17 protein-coding genes are annotated in these 18,549 nt (G+C 72.2%); 10 read left to right on the plus strand and 7 right to left on the minus strand.

All coding sequences use genetic code 11. The features are described from left to right. Positions 1 to 38 precede the first annotated feature (38 nt). From BLU27_RS21660 to BLU27_RS21670, 3 genes are read right to left on the minus strand one after another with little or no spacing between them, the layout of a single operon-like run. The gene (locus BLU27_RS21660) at positions 39 to 992 is read right to left on the minus strand and encodes a VWA domain-containing protein (protein WP_092655524.1); all 954 of its coding nucleotides are present in this window, start codon (positions 990 to 992) and stop codon (positions 39 to 41) included. Beyond that, complete coding sequence (locus BLU27_RS21665; RefSeq protein ID WP_092655525.1) at positions 989 to 1,984, minus strand: DUF58 domain-containing protein; 996 nt, start codon at positions 1,982 to 1,984, stop codon at positions 989 to 991. The genes BLU27_RS21660 and BLU27_RS21665 overlap by 4 nt, the downstream gene beginning before the upstream one ends. Further along, positions 1,981 to 3,171 carry an AAA family ATPase gene (locus BLU27_RS21670; RefSeq protein ID WP_197681957.1) on the minus strand — a complete coding sequence of 397 codons (1,191 nt, stop codon included), beginning with the start codon at positions 3,169 to 3,171 and terminating at the stop codon, positions 1,981 to 1,983. The genes BLU27_RS21665 and BLU27_RS21670 overlap by 4 nt, the downstream gene beginning before the upstream one ends. Positions 3,172 to 3,488: 317 nt before the next feature. Between BLU27_RS21670 and BLU27_RS21675 the strand changes: the two genes are divergently transcribed. After that, positions 3,489 to 4,727 (plus strand): hypothetical protein, encoded by a 1,239-nt coding sequence (locus BLU27_RS21675; RefSeq protein ID WP_092655526.1) that lies wholly within the window; start codon positions 3,489 to 3,491, stop codon positions 4,725 to 4,727. On the opposite strand, the gene BLU27_RS21680 is transcribed toward BLU27_RS21675, so the two are convergent. Continuing rightward, positions 4,699 to 6,438, minus strand: coding sequence for a lytic transglycosylase domain-containing protein (locus tag BLU27_RS21680; RefSeq protein ID WP_172805007.1), 1,740 nt, complete (start codon positions 6,436 to 6,438; stop codon positions 4,699 to 4,701). The two genes, BLU27_RS21675 and BLU27_RS21680, sit on opposite strands and share 29 nt — an antisense overlap. A gap of 171 nt (positions 6,439 to 6,609) precedes the next feature. Then, entirely contained in the window at positions 6,610 to 8,034 is a 1,425-nt protein-coding gene (locus BLU27_RS21685) for an MFS transporter (protein WP_241827561.1), read from the minus strand. Positions 8,035 to 8,285: 251 nt separating this feature from the next. Here BLU27_RS21685 and BLU27_RS21690 point away from each other — a divergent pair, with 251 nt between their 5' ends. The 5 genes from BLU27_RS21690 to BLU27_RS21710 all read left to right on the plus strand — a co-directional run bounded on the left by BLU27_RS21690 (position 8,286) and on the right by BLU27_RS21710 (position 11,656). Beyond that, entirely contained in the window at positions 8,286 to 9,746 is a 1,461-nt protein-coding gene (locus tag BLU27_RS21690) for a hypothetical protein (protein WP_197681516.1), read from the plus strand. Positions 9,747 to 9,887: 141 nt separating this feature from the next. Beyond that, a complete protein-coding gene (gene crcB, locus BLU27_RS21695) occupies positions 9,888 to 10,451 on the plus strand; it encodes a fluoride efflux transporter CrcB (protein ID WP_206744628.1) in 564 nt (187 codons plus the stop codon). Further along, a complete protein-coding gene (locus BLU27_RS21700; protein ID WP_092655529.1) occupies positions 10,448 to 10,816 on the plus strand; it encodes a DUF190 domain-containing protein in 369 nt (122 codons plus the stop codon). Before crcB (BLU27_RS21695) ends, BLU27_RS21700 begins: the two co-directional genes overlap by 4 nt. Beyond that, on the plus strand, positions 10,813 to 11,193 hold the full coding sequence (gene crcB, locus BLU27_RS21705; RefSeq protein WP_092655530.1) for a fluoride efflux transporter CrcB: 381 nt from the start codon (positions 10,813 to 10,815) through the stop codon (positions 11,191 to 11,193). The genes BLU27_RS21700 and crcB (BLU27_RS21705) overlap by 4 nt, the downstream gene beginning before the upstream one ends. A 16-nt stretch (positions 11,194 to 11,209) precedes the next feature. Beyond that, positions 11,210 to 11,656: an NUDIX domain-containing protein gene (locus BLU27_RS21710; protein WP_092655531.1), complete on the plus strand. Its 447-nt coding sequence runs from the start codon at positions 11,210 to 11,212 to the stop codon at positions 11,654 to 11,656. A 63-nt stretch (positions 11,657 to 11,719) separates the two neighbouring features. Here BLU27_RS21710 and BLU27_RS21715 read toward each other — a convergent pair whose 3' ends face one another. Further along, positions 11,720 to 13,120: a hypothetical protein gene (locus tag BLU27_RS21715; protein ID WP_092655532.1), complete on the minus strand. Its 1,401-nt coding sequence runs from the start codon at positions 13,118 to 13,120 to the stop codon at positions 11,720 to 11,722. A gap of 130 nt (positions 13,121 to 13,250) precedes the next feature. On the opposite strand from BLU27_RS21715, the gene BLU27_RS21720 reads away from it, so the two are divergent. The 4 genes from BLU27_RS21720 to BLU27_RS21735 all read left to right on the plus strand — a co-directional run bounded on the left by BLU27_RS21720 (position 13,251) and on the right by BLU27_RS21735 (position 17,795). Then, positions 13,251 to 14,066 (plus strand): helix-turn-helix domain-containing protein, encoded by an 816-nt coding sequence (locus BLU27_RS21720; protein WP_197681517.1) that lies wholly within the window; start codon positions 13,251 to 13,253, stop codon positions 14,064 to 14,066. 10 nt (positions 14,067 to 14,076) lie between these two features. Next, positions 14,077 to 14,997 carry a hypothetical protein gene (locus BLU27_RS21725; RefSeq protein WP_197681518.1) on the plus strand — a complete coding sequence of 307 codons (921 nt, stop codon included), beginning with the start codon at positions 14,077 to 14,079 and terminating at the stop codon, positions 14,995 to 14,997. 139 nt (positions 14,998 to 15,136) lie between these two features. Further along, positions 15,137 to 16,189 carry a Gfo/Idh/MocA family protein gene (locus BLU27_RS21730; RefSeq protein WP_092658020.1) on the plus strand — a complete coding sequence of 351 codons (1,053 nt, stop codon included), beginning with the start codon at positions 15,137 to 15,139 and terminating at the stop codon, positions 16,187 to 16,189. A 265-nt stretch (positions 16,190 to 16,454) separates the two neighbouring features. After that, positions 16,455 to 17,795, plus strand: coding sequence for an MFS transporter (locus tag BLU27_RS21735; RefSeq protein WP_092655533.1), 1,341 nt, complete (start codon positions 16,455 to 16,457; stop codon positions 17,793 to 17,795). A gap of 47 nt (positions 17,796 to 17,842) precedes the next feature. Here BLU27_RS21735 and BLU27_RS21740 read toward each other — a convergent pair whose 3' ends face one another. Next, positions 17,843 to 18,532 (minus strand): hypothetical protein, encoded by a 690-nt coding sequence (locus BLU27_RS21740; protein WP_092655534.1) that lies wholly within the window; start codon positions 18,530 to 18,532, stop codon positions 17,843 to 17,845. Between the last annotated feature and the right edge of the window lie 17 nt (positions 18,533 to 18,549).

Genomic DNA, 18,549 nt, shown 5'->3' on the forward strand with positions numbered 1-18,549 from the left:
CACAGCAGCCGGTCCGGGCAGCCGGTCAGGGCAGCCGGTCAGGGCAGCCGGCCGAGGAAGAACATCGACGCCCCGGCCGCACACAACGCCATCAGCAGCGCCACCCCGGTCCACCAGGAAGTGATCTCCTGCTTCTCCTGGGTGTAGCCGACCGAGGACCCGATGTCGGTGTAGACCTGCTCCAGCTCCTGCCCGGACTCCGCGGTGTAGCTGCGCCCGCCGGTGCCCTGAGCGATCTGGCGCATGGTGTCCTCGTCGACCGGCACGGGTGTGCGCTGGCCCTCGATGTCGACGGTCCCGAACGGCGTACCGAACGCGATGGTGTAGATCGGCACCTTCGCCGCCTTGGCCGCCGCCACCGCCTCGTCCACGCCGCGGCCGACGTTGCGGTACCCGTCGGACAACAGCACGATCCGTGCCGGCGCCGGCTCATGCGGGTGCGCGGGGTCGGGCGGCACCTGTTTGATCGCGTCCAGCGAGGTGAAGATCGCCTCGCCGGTGGCGGTCGACTCGGCGAGCTGCAGACCGTTCACGGCCCGCTCCACGTCGTCTCGGTTGGTGGTCGGCGGGACCAGGATGTTCGCCGTACCCGCGAACGACACCAGCGCGACGTTGAACTTCTCCGGCAGGTCCGTGACGAACGCGTTCGCCGCCTCCTGCGCGGCCTTCAGCCGGGTGGGTGAGACGTCGTCGGCGCGCATGGAGATCGACACGTCGACCGCCACCACGATCGTGGCGCGTTCGCGGGGCACGCGCACGGTGGCCTCCGGCCGGGCGAACGCGGTCACCATCAGCGCCACACTCGCCAGGGTCAGCCCCAGCGCCACGTGCCGCCGCCAGGCCGGGCGCCGCGGCGCCACCCGGGACAGCAACGCGAGGTTGGTGAACCGCAGGGCGTACCGGCGGCGGCGCCGCTGCAGCAGGACGTACGCCACGACGAGGACCGGCACGATCAGCAGCAGCCACAGCCGCTCGCCGGCGAGGAACGTCATACGCCTGCTCCTCTCGCGGGCGGCGCGTGCAGCCGCTGGGCCACCCGCCGGTGTCCCAGGACGAAGCGGGCCGTGTCGGAGACCCAGTCGCGGTCGGTTCGCAGGGTGAGGTGGGCCGCGCCGGACCGGCGCAGCGCGGTCCGCACCCGTGCACGGTGGGCGGCGGCGGCCTCGGCGTACTTCGCGCGCAGTGTGAGGTCGCCGGTGTTCACCTCCTGAACGTCACCGGTCTCGGGGTCGGTCAGCCACACGACACCGACGTCGGGGATCTCCAGCTCACGCGGGTCGAGCACCTCCACCACCAGCACCTGGTGCCGGGCGCACAGCAGCCGCATCGGGCGTTCCCACGCCAGCGGTGTGCCGGGGTCGTCGCCCGAGCCGTCCAGGAAGTCCGACACGACGACCCGCAGACCGCGCCGCGGGTTGGTACGGGAGAACCGGTCCAGCGCGGAGGAGAAGTCGTCGTCGGCTTCGTGGACGGCGGTGCGCGGCTCGGTCAGCAGCGACCGCAGCAGGCCGTACAACGCCAGCCGGCCCGAGCGTGCCGGCCAGCGCCGAATCCGCCCGCCGCGCAGCACCACCCCGCCGAACCTGTCGCCCAGCCGGTGGGTCAGGAACCCGACGGTGCCGACGGCGGCCACCGCAAGCTCACGCTTCTCCAGCGCGGCGGTGCCGAAGTCCATCGACGCCGACATGTCGACCAGCGCCCAGGTCTCCAGCTCACGGTCGGAGATGACGTCGCGCACGTGCGGTGTGGTGGTGCGGGCGGTGACCGACCAGTCCATCCGGCGTACGTCGTCCTCCCCCGGCCGGTAGACGCGCGCCTCGGCAAGCTCGGTACCGGGACCGGGCAGCAGGCCGAGATGCTCACCGTGCAGGAACCCCTCCAGCCGGCGGACGATGGTGAGCTCCAACCGGCGCAGGGCGCGTTCGGGCGCGAGGTGGGCCAGGCTGAGCTCACCCCGGTGGTTGGTGGGAACCTGCCGGATCACCGGAACTCCGGCCGCCGCGCGTCACCGTTACCGGGTCCGCCGTCGTCACCGGGCCGGCCGGGCTGGTTCTGTGGTTGACCTTGTGGTTGGCCGGGCTGTCGTTGACCCTGTGGTTGGCCGGGCTGGTCCTGCGGCCGGCCGGTCGGGTTGGGCTGGGCGTGACCGGGTTGGTTCGGCTCCGCGGCTTCGCCGGGCTCCTGCCGCCACACCGGCCGAGGAGGGGGTACGACGGACAGGACCCGCTCGACCACGCTGATCGCGCGCACACCGTCGGCGACCGCGTCGAAGCCCAGCACCAGCCGGTGCGGGATCACGTCGCAGGCCACCTCCTGCACGTCCTGCGGGAGCACGTAGTCGCGTCCCCGCATCAGCGCCAGCGCCCGCGCGGAGGAGACCAGGCCGAGCGTCGCCCGCGGGCTCGCACCCACCTCGATCACCGGTGCGAGCTCGGGAAGGTGGTATTCCACCGGGCGCCGGGTGGCCAGCACGAGCCGGACGATGTAGTCGGCGACCAGTCGGTGCACGAAGACCTGGTCGGTGGCGTACTGGAGCGCGATGATGCGTTCGGGGTCGAGGATCCGGCGCGGTTTCGGCGGGTCGACGCTCATGCGTTCCAGGATCCGGAACTCCTGCTCGGCGTCGGGCAGGTGCACGTCGACCTTCACCAGGAACCGGTCGCGCTGCGCCTCCGGCAGTGGGTAGACGCCCTCGGACTCCAGGGGGTTCTGGGTGGCGATGACGATGAACGGCGAGGGCAGCGGGAACGTCCGCCCGCCGACCGAGACCTGGCGCTCGGCCATCAGTTCCAGCATCGCCGACTGCACCTTGGCCGGCGCGCGGTTGACCTCGTCTGCCAAGACGAAGTTGACGAAGACCGGTCCGAGCTCGACGTCGAACGACTCCTTGCTCGGGCGGTAGATCCGGGTGCCCACGATGTCGGACGGCACCAGGTCGGGGGTGAACTGCAGGCGGGCGAAGTCGCCGCCGACCACCGTGGCGAACGTACGGACCGCGAGCGTCTTGGCCACGCCCGGCACGCCTTCCAGCAGGCAGTGCCCGCGAGCCAGGAGCGCCACCATCAGGCGTTCGACCATGTGGTCCTGGCCGACGATGACCCGCTTGATCTCCGCCAGCGCCTCGGCGACCAGGGAAGCCTCGACGGCCGGGACACCGGCGGCCGGTGGCACCGCGCCGTTTCCGGTGTGGGCGGGGTCGTACGTCCTTCGGTGGTTTGGGTCGCCCGTGGTGTCGTGCCCGGTTGTGTGCCCGGTTGTGTGCCCGGTTGTGTGCCCGGTTGTGTGCCCGGTTGTGTGCCCGGCGTCGGACTCTGGCTGGCTTTCGGCCTCGCTGCGGTCAGGCGTCGTCATGTGGCGATTCCTCTCCGGGCGTGGGGACGTGGGTATCGTCTGCCACGCGACCAAGCGTGCCATCACTTCGCGCACCGCACCCGGCCCGCTCCCTTTCCACACCTTCCCAGGCGGCCACGATCACCACGGGGGTTTCGATGACCGACCCGCTGCGCCCCGCTGATCCGCGGCACTTCGGGTCGTTCGGGGTACGTGGCCGGCTTGCGCAGCACGCGGCAGGCGTGGTTTTCGCGGCGTACGACCCGGCCGGGCGCCCGGTCGCGGTCACGGTGCTGCACTCGGGAGCGGCGGCCGACGCGACGGTCCGTACGCGGTTCGCCCGCGCGGTGGACGGTCTTGCCCTGCGCGAGCGCGGACGGGTGCTCGCGGCCGAGTTCGGCGCGGAGTCGCCGTGGGCCGCGCTTGCCGACGACGGTGCTGGTGCGGCGCACGGTCCGGCGCTGCGGCTGCTGGAGGCGGCGGCACAGCCCGGCGGCGCCCCGCCGACCGGCGAGTGGGGACGGCACAGCGGGCCGGAGTTCGCGCCCCACTGGACCGGTACCGCGGCCGCGGACACCATCGCCTCCGCCGCGCACCACCACGCACCGGCAGCACCCGGGAGCCCGCCCGATGCCGTTCGCCCGGCGAACACGCGACGGTCCCCGGCGATCCTCGCCGTCGCGGTGGTCGCCGCCCTCGCCGTGGTCGTCGGTGGTGGCCTCGCCGCGAGCCTCTGGCTGGACGGCCGGGACGCGCGCTCCGCGGGCACTGCCCCGGCGCCGCCGTACCCGGGTGGGTCGCCGGACGCCGACGTCCCGACCGTCGTTCCCACCGCGCTTCCCACGCTGTGGCCCCGTACGCCCTCACCGGAACCGACCTGGACCGGCGCGGACGGCCCCGACGGACCGGTCGCCGGGCCGACGTTCGGTGTCGGCGAGCCGACCGTCACGATGAACCTCGCCGGGCTGCCGTTCCAGTTCCGGCTGCCCAGTTCGTGGGGTTGCCTGCGTAGTGCCCGCGGCGGACAGGGCGTGGTGCGCTGGGTGTGCGTCGACGACTCCTACGCCCTGTCGGGAAAGCCCGGCACCCCGCCCGGAGGGATCATCGAGGTCAGCCGATGCCCGGCACCCTGCGACGGAACGGCCTGGGCGAAGGTGCGTGACCAACTGCCCCGTCCGCAGTCCGACTGGCGGCGTACCGACGACACCACGACCTACGCCGATTGGTCGGTGGGCGCGGGCGACGAGCTTCAGGTCTCGGTGGCGATGAGCCACGTGTTCGCCGCGACCCGCGGTGGGCCGGTCGACCAGCATGTGGCAGTACGCCTGACCGGCGCACCGGAGGACAAGAAGACCCTGCAGAAGGTCGTCAACGAGGTCCGCGCGCGGACTCCCTGAGCGTCGGCGTCGGCGTCGGCGTCATCGTCCTCGACGGACAGGTGTTCGCGGTCGACGTCGGTTTCGCCGTCGGTTTCGCCGTCGGTTTCGCCGTCGGTTTCGCTGTCGGTTTCGCTGTCGGGAGGCTCGGCCTCGGTGTGGCGGTGGGACGTGGTGTCGGTCGTGCCGTCGGCGTTCGTCGTGGCGTGGCGGTCGGCGTGGGTCCGCCCGCCTTCCGGGAAACCGTCGGCGTCGGAGTGGGACTCGGGTCGGGCATACAGGTCGCACCCGGCGGCGACGTCGGGGTGGGTGTCCGAGTCGGGAGGTCCGTCGGTGTGTGCGTCGGCGTCGGTTTCCGGGCGGGTTTGCGAGTCGGCTTCGGGCTCGCCGTGGGTTCCGGCCTGGGCTTCGCGGTCGGTTTCGGTGTCGCCGAGGGCGTTCGGCTCGGTCGCGCGCTCGGCTTACGGCTCGGCTTCGGCGTCGCCATGGGCTTGGTGGTGGGGCGTTTGGTCGCCTTGGCGGTGGGATGTGGCGTGGACGGCGGATCGGACGTGGCGGTCGGTCGCGGATGCGCCGTCGAGGTCGGAGCAGGCACCGGCACCGGCACGGTCGGGACCGGCGCGGGCGGCGACGGAGCCGGATGCGGCGCCGCGGTGGGGGCCGGAGCGGGCGCCGTCGGCTGGCCCGGGGCCGGTGGGTACGTCTGTCCCGGCGCCGGGACGTACGGGTAGGGGTACGGATAGCCGTACGGATACGGGTAGCTCGGATAGTTCGGATAACCGGGATAGTTCGGATAGCCGTACGGATACGGGTAGGGGTACTGGCCCGGCGGCGGGACGGCGGTCGGAGCGGGCACAGGCACCGGTCCCGGCGCCGGAACCGCAGGTACGGGTGCGGGCGCCGTCGGCGCGGCAGTCGGTCCTGAGCCGGGCACCGGCGTCGGTCCGGAACCCGGCATCGGCGGCGGCGCGGGAGTCGGCGGCGGCGCGCCGGCCAGCGGACTCTGGTCGGTGCTGCCGGGCGGCGGCGCCGACCGACCGGCCGTGTACGCGTCGATCCAGGACAGGACCTTCTGCACGTACTTCGTGGAGTTGTTGTAGCTGTAGAGGGCGGTGGCCAGCTCCATTCGGTTGGCCAGGTCCCGCTGGCCGGTGCAGAGGTAGTTGGCAGTGGCCAGGGACGCGTCGTACACGTTGTTGATGTCGGCCACGCCGTCGCCGTTCCCGTCGGCGCGGTACCGCGCCCACGAGGCCGGGATGAACTGCATCGGGCCGACCGCGCGGTCCCAGATGACGTTGCCGTCCAGCCGGCCGCGGTCGGTGTCCGCGACCGCGACGTAGTTGCGCCCGTCCAGGACCGGACCGAGGATCGGCCTCAGTGTCGTACCTGCGCTGTCGACGGCGCCGTTGTGGGCGTGGTCGGTCTCCACCTTCCCGACTCCGGCCAGCATCTGCCACGTCAGCCTGCACCCTGGCGTCGACGCGGAGAGCCGCAGGGCGGCCGAGCGGTACCCCTGGAGCACCAACCCCGGGATGCCGAGCTCCGACGGCGGCGCCGCTCCCGGGTAGCTCCTTGGCGGCTCGACGTTGGTGATTGCCGTTCGTTGCCCGTTGGCGGCCGACTGGTTGCCTTCGGCGGAGGCAGAACTGTTGTACGACTGATTGGAGGCAGCAGGGATCAGGGATACCGCGATAGCCGCCGCGGCCAACTGAACCGCCGTTCTGAGCCTCATCGGCAACCCCCCGGAACTCCCACGATTGCACGGGGCTCCCGGGCTGGCAGCCCGACTCCTCATCCTGAGCGAATGCTTTGGGGTAAGGCAGAAACCGGTCGGTGAGGCGGTTGGTTTCTGCCGGTGGCCGGACGGGGGACAGTTTCCGCCGCCGGTCGTCGGCCGAACAGCTCAGCCGTCGTGCCGGACGGTGTTCGTGTCGGTGCGCACCTGCCGGCTCAGCACGATCCCGCCCGCCGCGACGGCAAGCATGACCGCGTAGATCGAGCCGTACAGCACGCCGGCTGACGCATGGCCGTGCAGGGTGGCGAAGATGACCCCGCCGAGGCCGACGAGCGCGACGTTGCCGAAGGAGTCCGCCATCTGGGCGGCGGCACCGGCGGAGCCGTGTTCCTCCGGCCGGGAGTATCCGAGGACCAGCACCGACAGGCTGGCCGTCGCCAGCCCCATCCCGACGCCGCCGAGCATGCAGCTGACCACCGCCAGCCACGCCGGGACGAGCGGCAGCACGATGAACATCCACACCCCGATCGCGCAGGTGACGAACACCGCGCCGGCCCGGACCAGGCTTGGGCGGGTGGCCCGCAGCGAGGGCCTGCTCTGCCACCACGAGCCCGCCGTCCACCCGAACGAGCCGAGGGAGAGGGTGAGACCGGCGATGGTGGTGGACAGCCCGCGGTGTTCCACGAGCATCAGCGGGACGAACGACTGCCAGCCGAAGAAGGCACCGGCGAAGATGCCGCGCATCCCGACCACGGCGGGCAGGCCGCGGGCGAACCGGAGCGTTCCCGGCGGGAGCAGCCTCGGCAGGCTCAGTACCAGGGCGGCGACGCCGACCACGACCAGAAACAGGCTCCACCACGTGCGTTCCTGGCCGGCGTACTGCAGCAGACCGATGCCGGCCGCCGCCCCCAGCGCGCGCCGCTTGCGGCCCGAACGCGCGGCCGACGGCTCGACCGTGGGGAGCCCGCTCAGGCGTGGAATCACCAGCGCGAGCGGCAGGAGCGTCAGCGGCACCAGGCCGAGGAAGACCAGCCGCCAGGTGAAGTGTTCGGTGACCGTGCCCGCGATCACCGGCCCGATCAGCGACGGGAGCACCCAGGCGCTGGAGATGGCGGCGAACACCCGGGGACGAAGCTGCTCGGGAAACGCACGGCCGACGATGACGTACAGCGTGACGACGACCGCGCCACCGCCCAGTCCCTGGATCATCCGTCCGAGGACGAACAGCGCCATCGTGGGCGCACCGCCGGCCACCAGGAGCCCTGCGCCGAACAGCACCGTGCCCACGACGAAGGGGATGCGCGGGCCGAGCCGGTCGCACAGCTCGCCGGAGATGACGGTGGCGAACATGCTGGCCGTCATGAAGCCGGAGAAGCCCCAGGCGTAGAAGGCCAGACCGTCGAGGTCCTTGACCGCCACCGGCATGGCCGTGCCGACCGCCATCCCCTCGAAGGCGACCAGCAGGACCAGGGCGACGATGCCGACCGTGAGTGCTCGGTAGGGCGGACGGAGGATGCCGCCCTTCGGCGCGGAGGTGGTCTGGTCGTCGGGGGCGTCGGTGACGGCTGCGGGCGGGGTCCTGGATGCACTCACGAGGAGCCACGCTATCCGGCAGCACCCCCAACGCCCATCGGGAATCGGTCCGATCCCTCTCCGCCTCCCGGCCTAGGTCGCCGGGGGTCCCCGGCTCCGGCCTGCTTGAACCGGGAGTAGCCGTACGGCAACCGAAGTTGGCCAGAAGTTCGTCCCGCGTCCGCTGTTCTCGACGAAGGATTCCCACGAAGCTGGTGGCCCTCGCCTGATCTCCGCGTCAACCCGGTATGGACCCGGCTTGGAGGAACCAGATGCTTGTACGTCGTTCAGGTGCCCTCACCGCGGCGGTGGGAGCAGCGTCTCTCGCCGCCCTCACCTGCCTCGCCGCCCCCGCGAGCGCGCTGGCCGGCCCGGCCGCCCAGGCGGGCTCCGCGCTCGCACCGACCGCCGGCGCCGACCGGCAGTGGTCCTCGTTCACCGTGCAGCGGGGCGGGTCCGTACGGGTGCCTGTCCGCGCTGCCGCTCCTGGGGAGGCCCTGCTCGACCTGACCGTCGCCGCGCCGGGCACCGACTGGGCGGTATCCGGCAAGGAGTCCGCCGTGCTGTCGGTGTACGTCGACCGGAGGTACGAGACCGACGTCGTGGTGACCGGTGACGCGCCGGTCGCGCAGCAGGTCGCGCTCGGCCACCTGAACCGCGGCCCGCACCTCGTGGAGCTGAGGTTCACCGGGGAGCGGTCGGCTCCTGCCGCGAAGCGGGTCGACGTGTCCGGCTTCTCCCTCGACGTGCACGGCCGCTCCGACACCGACTACTCCGCCCTGCGGTTCGCGCCGATCCTGCACGGCCGCGACCTCGCGGCGTACGGCGACGCGAACCAGAACGCCACCACCGACACCCCGCTCATCGCCTGGCACGAGTCCTCGTCGGCCGCCGACCCCGGGCACACCCGGCTGACGTACTCGATCATCTGGAGCAACGAGGACGGTGGCACCAACACCCCTGCGCTGATGGCCCGCTGGGGTCGCACGACCGACATCGAGTGGATCTACGCGGTCGAGCTGGACGAGAACGGCGAGCGGGTCCCGGGCAGCGACACCTACCAGGCGCCCAACCACCAGACGCTGCACTTCCAGGGCACGTACGAAGGCGACCACCCGCAGCTGCAGACGTGCACCTCGAACAACAACGTCTGCGACGAGGTGGACAACCCGATGCGGTTCTTCCCGTCGGCACTGCAGACCAGGCCGGCCGGCAAGGCGCGCGAGGCGGTCATGGACGCCAATCCCTGGACGTACCTCGTGATGGCCAAGGAGATGATCCGCGAGGGCAAGATCGAACCGCCCGCGCCGGGCACCCCCTCCACCCCGGAGGTCAGCGACCAGCGCAACTACCTCTACGCCGTGGTGAAGAAGTCCACCGAGGGACCCAACTCCGGCTCGTCGTGGGTGGGCGTAGCCCTGGGCGTACGCCTGAAGTCCGGCGACACGGTCTACCTGTCCCACCACGAGGAGCCGAGCTGGTCCCTGCAGCGCGACGACCCCGCCGCCACCACGGTGGAGTTGCCGGCTGGTACGACGCAGGACGACATCGCCGAGATCACCGCCCACCGCGTCGTGGTCGGTACCGACTCCGGCGCCACGGTCCACGTCACCGGCATCGAGCGCGGCTTCCTGCTGGGGCGGGACTATCTCCCCCAGCCGTCGTTCGTGTCCTGGTCCGGCGACGTGACGCTGACCGCCGCCCAGCCGTCGGCGGTGCTCTGGAGCCGGTGACGCGGCTGGTGACCCGGACGTGCCGGCGTGCCCTATCCTGAGGACCGGTTCATCCGGCGGTGGGGCTCGCCGGCACAAACCGCGGCACCGGCGCCGCCAACGGTCCCTGTTGCGCAATACCCGCGCGCAATGGGAGGAACGATGAGTAGGCGCACCACACGCACCGCGACCGGACATCCCGGCACCACGGCGGCGATCGCCGCGGGGGGGGCTCTGGGCGCCCTTTCCCGGTACGGCCTGACCGTGCTGGTCCCGGACGGGCCGGGGTCCTTTCCCTGGGGAACGTTCTTCGTCAACATCGCCGGCTGCGCCCTGATCGGCGTCCTGATGGCACTCCTGCTCGAGGTGTGGGTGGCGCACCGGTTGTGGCGGCCGTTCCTCGGCATCGGTTTCCTCGGGGGCTTCACGACGTTCTCGACGTACGCCGTGCAGACGCGGGGGCTCCTGGCCGCCGGGCAGGTGGCCACCGGTCTTCTCTACCTGTTCGGCACCGTCGCCGCCGCCCTGGTCGCGGTGTGGTTCGGCACCCACCTGACCCGGCTCGCCGTCCGCGCCTACCCACGGCGGTCCCGTGCCGGCCGCGCGCACGAGTCTCCGGCCGAGGAGGAGGGTGCCGCGGACACCGCGTCGTCGGGGCCGTCGTCCCGGCCGTCGTCCCGGATCACCAGGTCGCGCACCACGTACCAGCGAGGTGATGCCCGATGAACCCACTCAAGGGGCCGGCCAAGCGGCTCACGGTCTTCGTCGGCGAGGACGACCGCTGGCACCACAAGCCCGTCTACGCGGAGATCGTCCACCGGGCCAGGGAGGCCGGGCTCGCGGGCGCCACCGTGATCCGCGGCATCGAGGGGTACGGCGCGTCCCGGCATCTGCACACCGGACGGTTCCTCAGCCTGTCCGAGGACCTGCCGCTGTCGATCGTCGTCGTCGACTCGGCGGAACGGATCGAGGCGTTCCTCCCCCAGCTGGACGAGCTGGTCACCGAGGGCCTCGTCATCGTCGAGGACGTCGAGGTCGTGAGGTACGTCGGGCGCGAGGCACCCGACACCGTGGACGGGCAGGACGCATGAGCATGGTGCTCGCCGTGCTGGCCGGCGCGGTGGTGGGCGCTCCCGTGCGCTACCACCTCGACCGGATGGTGCAGCAACGACACGAGTCCGGCTTTCCGTGGGGGACCCTCACGGTCAACGTCGTCGGCAGCCTGGTGCTCGGCGTGCTCGCCGCGGGGAGCGCGTCGCACAGCCTCGGCCCGATCACGTACGCCCTGCTGGCCACCGGCTTCTGCGGCGCGTTTACGACCTACTCCACGTTCGGGTTCGAGACCCTGCGCCTGCTCGAGGACGGTGCGTTCCTCCCGGCCGCCGCGAGCGTCGGTGCCAACCTGCTGGCCGGGCTGGGCGCGGCGTTCCTCGGCTTCGCCGTGGGCGGCATGGTCTGGACCGGCTGAGGATTCGGTCCTCCCCTTGCCCGGCGACCTGCTGCCGGCCCCCGAGCCCACGCGTGGACGGGTGTGCGCGGTGATCCTCCGTGACGGGATGGTGCCGATGGTCCGGCACGTCGAGACCACGCGTCAGTGTCAGTACTGGACGCTGCCCGGCGGTGGGGTCGAGGACGGCGAGACACTCGAGCAGGCCGTACTCCGTGAGGTACGCGAGGAGACTGGGCTCGAGGGGACTGTCGGTGGGCTGCTCTACGGTCTGCACTACCGAACACTCGACGGCGTACCGGCGACGGAGACCTGCTTTCTGGTGAAGGTGGATCCCGCGGCGGTCGCGGCGCCGGGTTTCGATCCCGAACTCGCCGCCGATGCCCAGGTGATCGCGGCCGTAGCCTGGCATCCGTTGGCGAAACTCCACGCGGATCGTCAGGTGCGCCTTGCGATTTCCGCGTTGCGCCGCCTGAGCCGTTGAGAGCTCCGACCTTCGTCCTGACCGAACAGCGAGATCGAAACCTCGCATGACGGACTCACGTCGTTACGCCGGCCCGTCTCCGTCGGCATGTGGGACCGCGGGACCGAGCACCTGGCCGTCCAGGAGGTACGGCGCGCGCCTCCATACCGCCATCTCGGCACCGCGGATCTCCCACCGCGCGTCCCAGCCTGCCTTGCGTTCGGCCTCCTCGAGTTCGTAGCACAGCAGGCCGGTGCGCGCCCGCAGGAGCTGCTGCCAGGCCGCCGGAAGCCGGGTGCCCAGGCCGTGACGCAGGCAGACACCGTGTGCGTCGCGCAGCCGCTCGGCGTACGCGGGGTCCGCGGCGACCAGCCCGAGCAGGCGTTCGGTGCGCTGGACCGCGGCCGCGCGGCGTTCGCACAGATGGCAACGGATCCACTGTCCGACGTCGGCGGCCGCGGCCCTCGCCGCGCTCGCGGATGCACCGTCCAGCCGGCCGACGAAGGTGCGCAGGTCCTTGCTCCACAGCTGCGCCACGTGCTCGATCACCTGGGCCACCGGAGCGAGCAGGCCGTCCTCGGTGAGCCGGACCGCGCCCACGTCGCCGGAGGTGATCCGTACGCCGGCCAGGTCGGCCAGGTGCTCCGCACAGAGGGTCGCTTCGCCGCGCAGCTCGGCCGCCTCGTCCGCGGACAGGCCGACCAGCCAGTGCAGACAGCGCCACTCGGCCAGGTGGCCGGCGGCACACATCGGGCAGCACGGCCAGTCCAGTACGAGGTCGGCGTCGCCCAGCGGCCGAGCGGTCCTGCCCGCCTCCTCCGCGGAGAGTACGCTCCGGACCGCGCGTTCGCGCAGCCTTCGCCGCCTCGGGGCGTCGGGTTGCACGCCGACCAGCACGTCCCGGGCGGTCACCGGGTCCTTGGTCAGCCGCTCGTCCAGCATCATCGCCACCAGCCGGGCCTGGTCGCGCCCGGTGCGGCGCAGCACCGCCAGCCCGTGCGTGCGGCAGAAGCCGTCGCCGGCCAGCAGCAGGTCGCGGACGTCCTGGTCGAACAGCCCGGACGCGAGGTTGCGCACCGCGTCCCGCTCGGCCCGTTCGACCGCCTCGCATGCCGGGCAGGGCCCGGGAGTGGGCGGCTCCGGTGCGGCCAGCGCGCCGACCGCGGCCCGGGCGACGTCGGCGAACACCCAGCGGGCCAGCCAGGACGCCGACGCACCGAGGTCGAGCAGGTGCCGGGTATGCGGCGCGCAGAAGCCGAAGGAGCGTTCCAGGCGTTCGCGGAGGCCGAGGTCGACGCGGGTGTCGTTCTCGTACGCGAAGAACCACCGCTGGCCCGCCTCGGAGGCGATCCGGCACACGGCGCACCCCTCGCCGCCGAGCGCGGCCAGCGCCGCCGACCGGGTGTGGGCGTCCGGAGGCCGCGCCCGATCGCTGCTTCCGCCCAGGCCACGGGCCAGATCGGACAGCCAGCCGGGGAGAGCCATGGCCCCAGTGTGGTTCATCCCGGCCGGCGGCGCCGAACCGGGCGCTCAGCGGTCCCGCTCCACTCGCCCGGTCCGCGCGGCTCGTCCGGTTCCGTCATGGCGCGAGAGGGGGTGGCGTTAGCGTGGGGACGTGAGCACGACGTACGCCGAGGTTCCCGCGCCGGCCGCCCTGGCGGGCGACGTGCACTGTCTGTGGCGGTCGTCGTTCGGGGGCAGCGCTCCGATCCTTCCCGACGGGTGCCTGGACATCGTGGTCGGTCCGGACCAGGTGTTCGTGGCCGGCCCCGACACCGGCCCGTGGTTCTCCCCGTACGACCTCGGTGTGCCCCTCCACGGGCTCCGTTTCCGGACCGGGCGGGCTGCCCGGGTGCTCGGTGTACCCGCGGAGGAGCTCCGGGACCAACGAGTGGACCTGGCCGACCTGTGGGGCGCGGCAGGCGCGCGGGCGACCCGCCGGCTGGTCGAATGTCCGGACCGCCTCACGGCCCTCGTCGCCGGTCGGCTCGGCCGGCTCCGGACCCGGGAAGCGGACCGGCAGGTCGACCACGTGGTGCGGGTGCTCTCCACGGGCAGCGGGCGAGTGCGGGAAGCCCTGGCGGAGATCCCCCTCGGCGAGCGGCAGTTCCGGCGGCGGTTCAGCGCCGCCGTGGGCTACGGACCGGCCACCTTCGCCCGGGTCGCCCGGTTGGTGCGCGTCCGCGACCTCGCCCGCGGTCATCCACGGGCCACGCTCGCCGATCTCGCCGCCGCGGCCGGGTACGCCGACCAGGCCCACCTCGCCCGGGACTGCCGGGACCTGACCGGCGCCACGCCGAGTGCGCTCCTCCGAGCTGACCAAGATCCCGCACCCGCCGGTCGCCGGCCCGAACCTGGTCACCGCTCCCCTGGCGCGGACCCGAACGTGACGTCCGTTCCGTACAAGCAGGGTGTCGGTGGCCGTGGATAGCGTCGGCGGTATGAGTTCGCCAACCAGCGCCCCGGCCGGCACCTCGGCCACGGTGGACGTGGACCGGGCCCGCGCCTTCGTCGGCTCCGAGGGCCGGATCCTCGAACGCCGGCTCGCCCAGGTCCACCTCGACGCCGACCGGTCCGCGGTACCCGCGGTCCTGGCCGCCCTGCGCGCACATCGCAACCCCGACGGCGGTTTCGGCCACGCCCTCGAACCCGACGCCCGCACCCCGGACAGCCAGCCGTTGTTCGTCGACTTCGCCCTCGACGTGCTCGACGACCTGGCGGCCGCCACCGGAGACCCCGGCCCGGCTCGCGAACTGCTCGCCGGCACCGGCGACTACCTCGCGACGGTGGCCACCGACGGTGGCGGCGTACCGATCGTGCTGCCCACGATCGCCTCCCACGCGCGAGCCGAGCACTGGGGCACGGGCGAGTTTCCGGCCGGGCTCAACCCCACCGCCGCGCTGGCCGGGCGGTTCCGCGCCCTCGGGATCGACCACCCCTGGGTCGAGGAGGCCGCCGCGTTCTGCTGGCGGCAACTGGAGAGCCCCGACGCGGTGACCGACGCGCACACCGCTCTGTGCGTGCTCCGGTTCCTGGAGACCGACCCCGACCGAGGGCGAGCCGAGCGGGCCTACGACGCGCTGGGCGCCCGGCTGGGCGAGCTCGCACTGTTCCAGCTGTGGCCGGGCAGCGGCTACGGCCTCACGCCACTGCAGTTCGCACCGCGCCCGGACAGCCCGCGCCGGCGGTTCTTCCCCGACGACGCGGTGGAGGCGCACCTGGACGCGCTCGCTGCCGCCCAGCAGGCCGACGGCGGCTGGCCCATCTCGTGGGAGCCGCCCGGTGAGGCGGCGACCCGGGAGTGGCGCGGGATCGTCACGCTCGGAGCACTGCGCGTGCTCAGGGCGTACCACCGCGGCTGACCTTCCTCTCTTCGCGACGTTCCGGCTGGCCACCATCGGGCATCGGCTCGCCCCGAGTGCCGACTCCTCGCCAGGCTCGTAGGTGACCGGTCGGGCGGTTGACCGCCCGACGGACGAACGACACGAGGAGCACATCACCGTGGCACTGCGGTTGATCCATGTAGGCATCGGCGGTTGGGGCGGCGACTGGGCGGCCAACGCCGTTCCGCGCGTACCCACCATCGAACGCGTCGCGGCCGTCGACGCCGATCCGGCCGCGTTGGCCAAGGGACGCAAGCGGGCCGGCATACCCGAGGACCAGTGCTTCACCTCACTGGGTGAAGCGATGGACAAGGTCCAGGCGGACGCGGTGCTCGTCACCGCGACGGTCGGGGCGCACGTCCCGCTGGCGGTCGAGGCGCTGCACGCGGGCAAGCACGTGCTGGTGGAGAAGCCGTTCGCTCCCACGGTGGCCGAGGCGCACGAGGTGCTCGCCGCCGCGGACAAGGCCGGCCGCACCGTGATGGTGAGCCAGAACTACCGCTTCTACCCCGCTGCCCGCACCGCCGCCCGCCTGGTCGCCGACCAGGCGCTCGGCCGGCTGGGCACCGTCCACATCGACTTCCGCAAGTGGGCCAACAGCGCTCCGGAAGCGGGCCACCGCCACTACCGGCTCGTCCACCCGCTGCTGTACGACATGGCGATCCACCACTTCGACCTGATGCGGATGGTCCTCGGCCAGGAGCCGGTCTCGGTCTACACCCAGGTCACCGACCCGCCGTGGAGCCGGTTCAAGGAGGAGGCCTCGGCCGTCCTGACCGTCACCTTCGACGGCGGCAGCGTGGTCAGCTACCGCGGCAGCTGGGTGAGTTCGGGTGAGCCCACCGCGTGGTCGGGCGCGTGGCACCTGGAGTGCGAGGACGGCGAGATCTACTGGACCGGCCGCGACGGGCCCGCGGGCTCCGCCGAGGGCGACGCCATCCGGGTGACCCGGCGCGGGGACGACGGACCGGTCGCGGAGCCGGTGACGATGCTCGACGTGCCCTACATCGGCCGGGCAGGGTCGCTGGCCGAGTTCGCCAGGGCCGTCGAGGCCGGTGAGGAGCCGGAGAGCTCGGGCCGCCGCAACCTCGCCAGCCTCGCGCTGGCCGAGGCGGCCGCGCGTTCGGTGGTGACCGGCCAGGTGGAGAAGGTGACCTGGGGCCAGGACTGAGCGAGATTCCTGGGCCGAGCCCCGTCCCGGGCCGGCCGTCGTACCTCCCCCGGGCGCATCTCTCCGGGGGAGGTACTTTTTTACCTCCTCTTGACTACTTTCCGTCCAGGTTCGGCCACGTTTTCTTCCGGCCGAGCGTCGCCCGGTTGACGGGCGCCCCGCGACAGGCTCCAGAATGGCGGCCGCTTTGCGTCGATTCATCTGATGGTCAGCTGAATCTGTGGCGACAGCGCTGGAGTGCCCACACGGGAGTATCGGAGGATGCATGGCCACGTCTTCGCAACAGAGAACGGACACGGCTCCCAAGCCGCCCGCGGGAGCCAGCCGGGCGCGCTACGTGGTCTTGTGGATCGCGTTCGCCGGACTGACACTCAACTACCTCGACCGCGCGAACCTCGCCGTGGCGCTGCCGTTCATGCAGGACAGCATGCACATCGAGCTCAGTCACGCACAGCAGGGACTGATTTTCGGAGCGTTCTTCTGGGCCTACGACGGGTTCATGCTGCTCGCCGGTTGGTTCGCCGACCGGGCCGGACCTCGGCGCGCCCTGACGTTCGCGGCGGTGTGGTGGTCGATCTTCACCATTCTCACCTCCCTCGCCCGCGGCTTCTGGTCGCTGTTCGCGGTGCGCTTCGCGCTCGGTGCCGGTGAGAGCCCGGCCTACCCGGCGGCGACGAAGGCCAACGCCCGCTGGTTTCCCCGGCACGAACGCGCGTTCGCCGCTGCGGTGGTCGACTCCGGGTCGCGGGTCGGGAACACTCTCGCGCTGCCCATCGTCACCGGCCTGATCGCGTTGGTCAGCTGGCACTTCTCGTTCATCGTGCTCGGCGTACTGGGAGTGGTCTGGGCAGCCATCTGGTACCGCTTCTACCGCGATCCCACCGAGCACCCACGCGCCAACGACCTGGAACGCGAGTACATCCTGGCCAACGGCGCCCGGCTGGACGAGACCGACGACGCCGACGCACCACAGGTCAAGTGGCGTTCGCTGTTCCGCTACCGCACGGTGCGCGGGATGATGCTCGGCTTCTTCTGCCTGAACTTCGTCATCTACTTCTTCCTCACGTGGTTCCCGACCTACCTCAAGGACGCCCGCGGGATGGACCTCGCGCAGATGGGCACGCTCGGCATGGTGCCCGGCATCTGCGCGGTGCTGCTCGGCTGGCTGGCCGGCCGGCTCGGTGACCGGGCGGTCCAGCGGGGAGCCGACGTCACCCGCGTGCGCAAGACGGTGATGGTCGGCGGCCTGCTCGGCGGCGCGGTCATCGTGTTCGCCGCGATGGCGACCTCGATCTACCTGGCGCTGGTGTTCCTGGCGATCTCCTACACCAGCCTCGCCGTCGCCGCGACCGGAATCTGGTCGCTGCCCGGCGACGTCGCGCCCAGCTCGCGGCACGTCGCCTCGATCGGCGGGATCCAGAACTTCGCGTCCAACATCGCGGGGATCATCAGTCCGTACGTCATGGGCGTCCTGCTCGACATGTACGAGGGCAACTACCTGCCGTCGTTCCTGGTCGCGGCGGTCGTCGCCGTGATCGGCGCACTCACGTACGCGTTCGTGGTCGGCAAGGCCGAACCGCTGCCGCCACTGCCCGCCCGGCACTGACCCGCCGACCAGACGGGGCCCGGCCGGCCGAAGCGGCCGGCCGGGCCTCAGACGACCACACCGACCAGGGTGAGAAGTCCGGCGGCCAGCAGGGCTACCGCCCAGATCAGGTCGAGATTGATCCAGGTCGTGCGCAGGATGGCCAGGCCGGCGAACTGGTAGACCACGAACGCGATCACCCCGCCGACCGCGACCATCGCCACGGTGTGCACACCGGCGGCGAGCAGGCCGTGCACCGCGGCCTCGCCCAGGCCGGTGGCGCCGTGACCGGGACTGTTCGCCGCGGGCACCGGCTCCGCCGACGTCGCATGCCCCGGATGCCCGGCCGGGCCCGCGCGTCCGCCGGAGGCCAGAACGGGTACGAGCATCAGGCCCGCGCCGTGCACCGAGGCCATCAGGAACGACCACGCCGCCAGCTGCCAGGCGGACAGCCGCATCCCCACCCATGCGAAGTGGCGCTTGGACAGCAGCCGCCACGTTCCCATGCCCACCAGCGCGACACCGCCCGCGACGGCCACCACCCGGGTCGTCCACGCGGACGCGCCGACGGTCACCGCCACCGCCACCGCGGCGATCGAGGCGAGGTGCCCGGCGCCGATGGGCGCCAGCGAACGCGCCATCGCCCATCGGCTGCGTTCCTGCAGGCCGATCGCCACCGCGAGCAGCCACCCCATCGCGGGATTGAGCCCGTGGAAGGCGCCGAGGCCGGCCAGGGCGAGCGTCGTTCCCAGTGTCATCCGGTCATCGGGGCAGT

This window comes from Actinopolymorpha singaporensis (assembly GCF_900104745.1).
Taxonomy (GTDB): Bacteria; Actinomycetota; Actinomycetes; order Propionibacteriales; family Actinopolymorphaceae; genus Actinopolymorpha; species Actinopolymorpha singaporensis.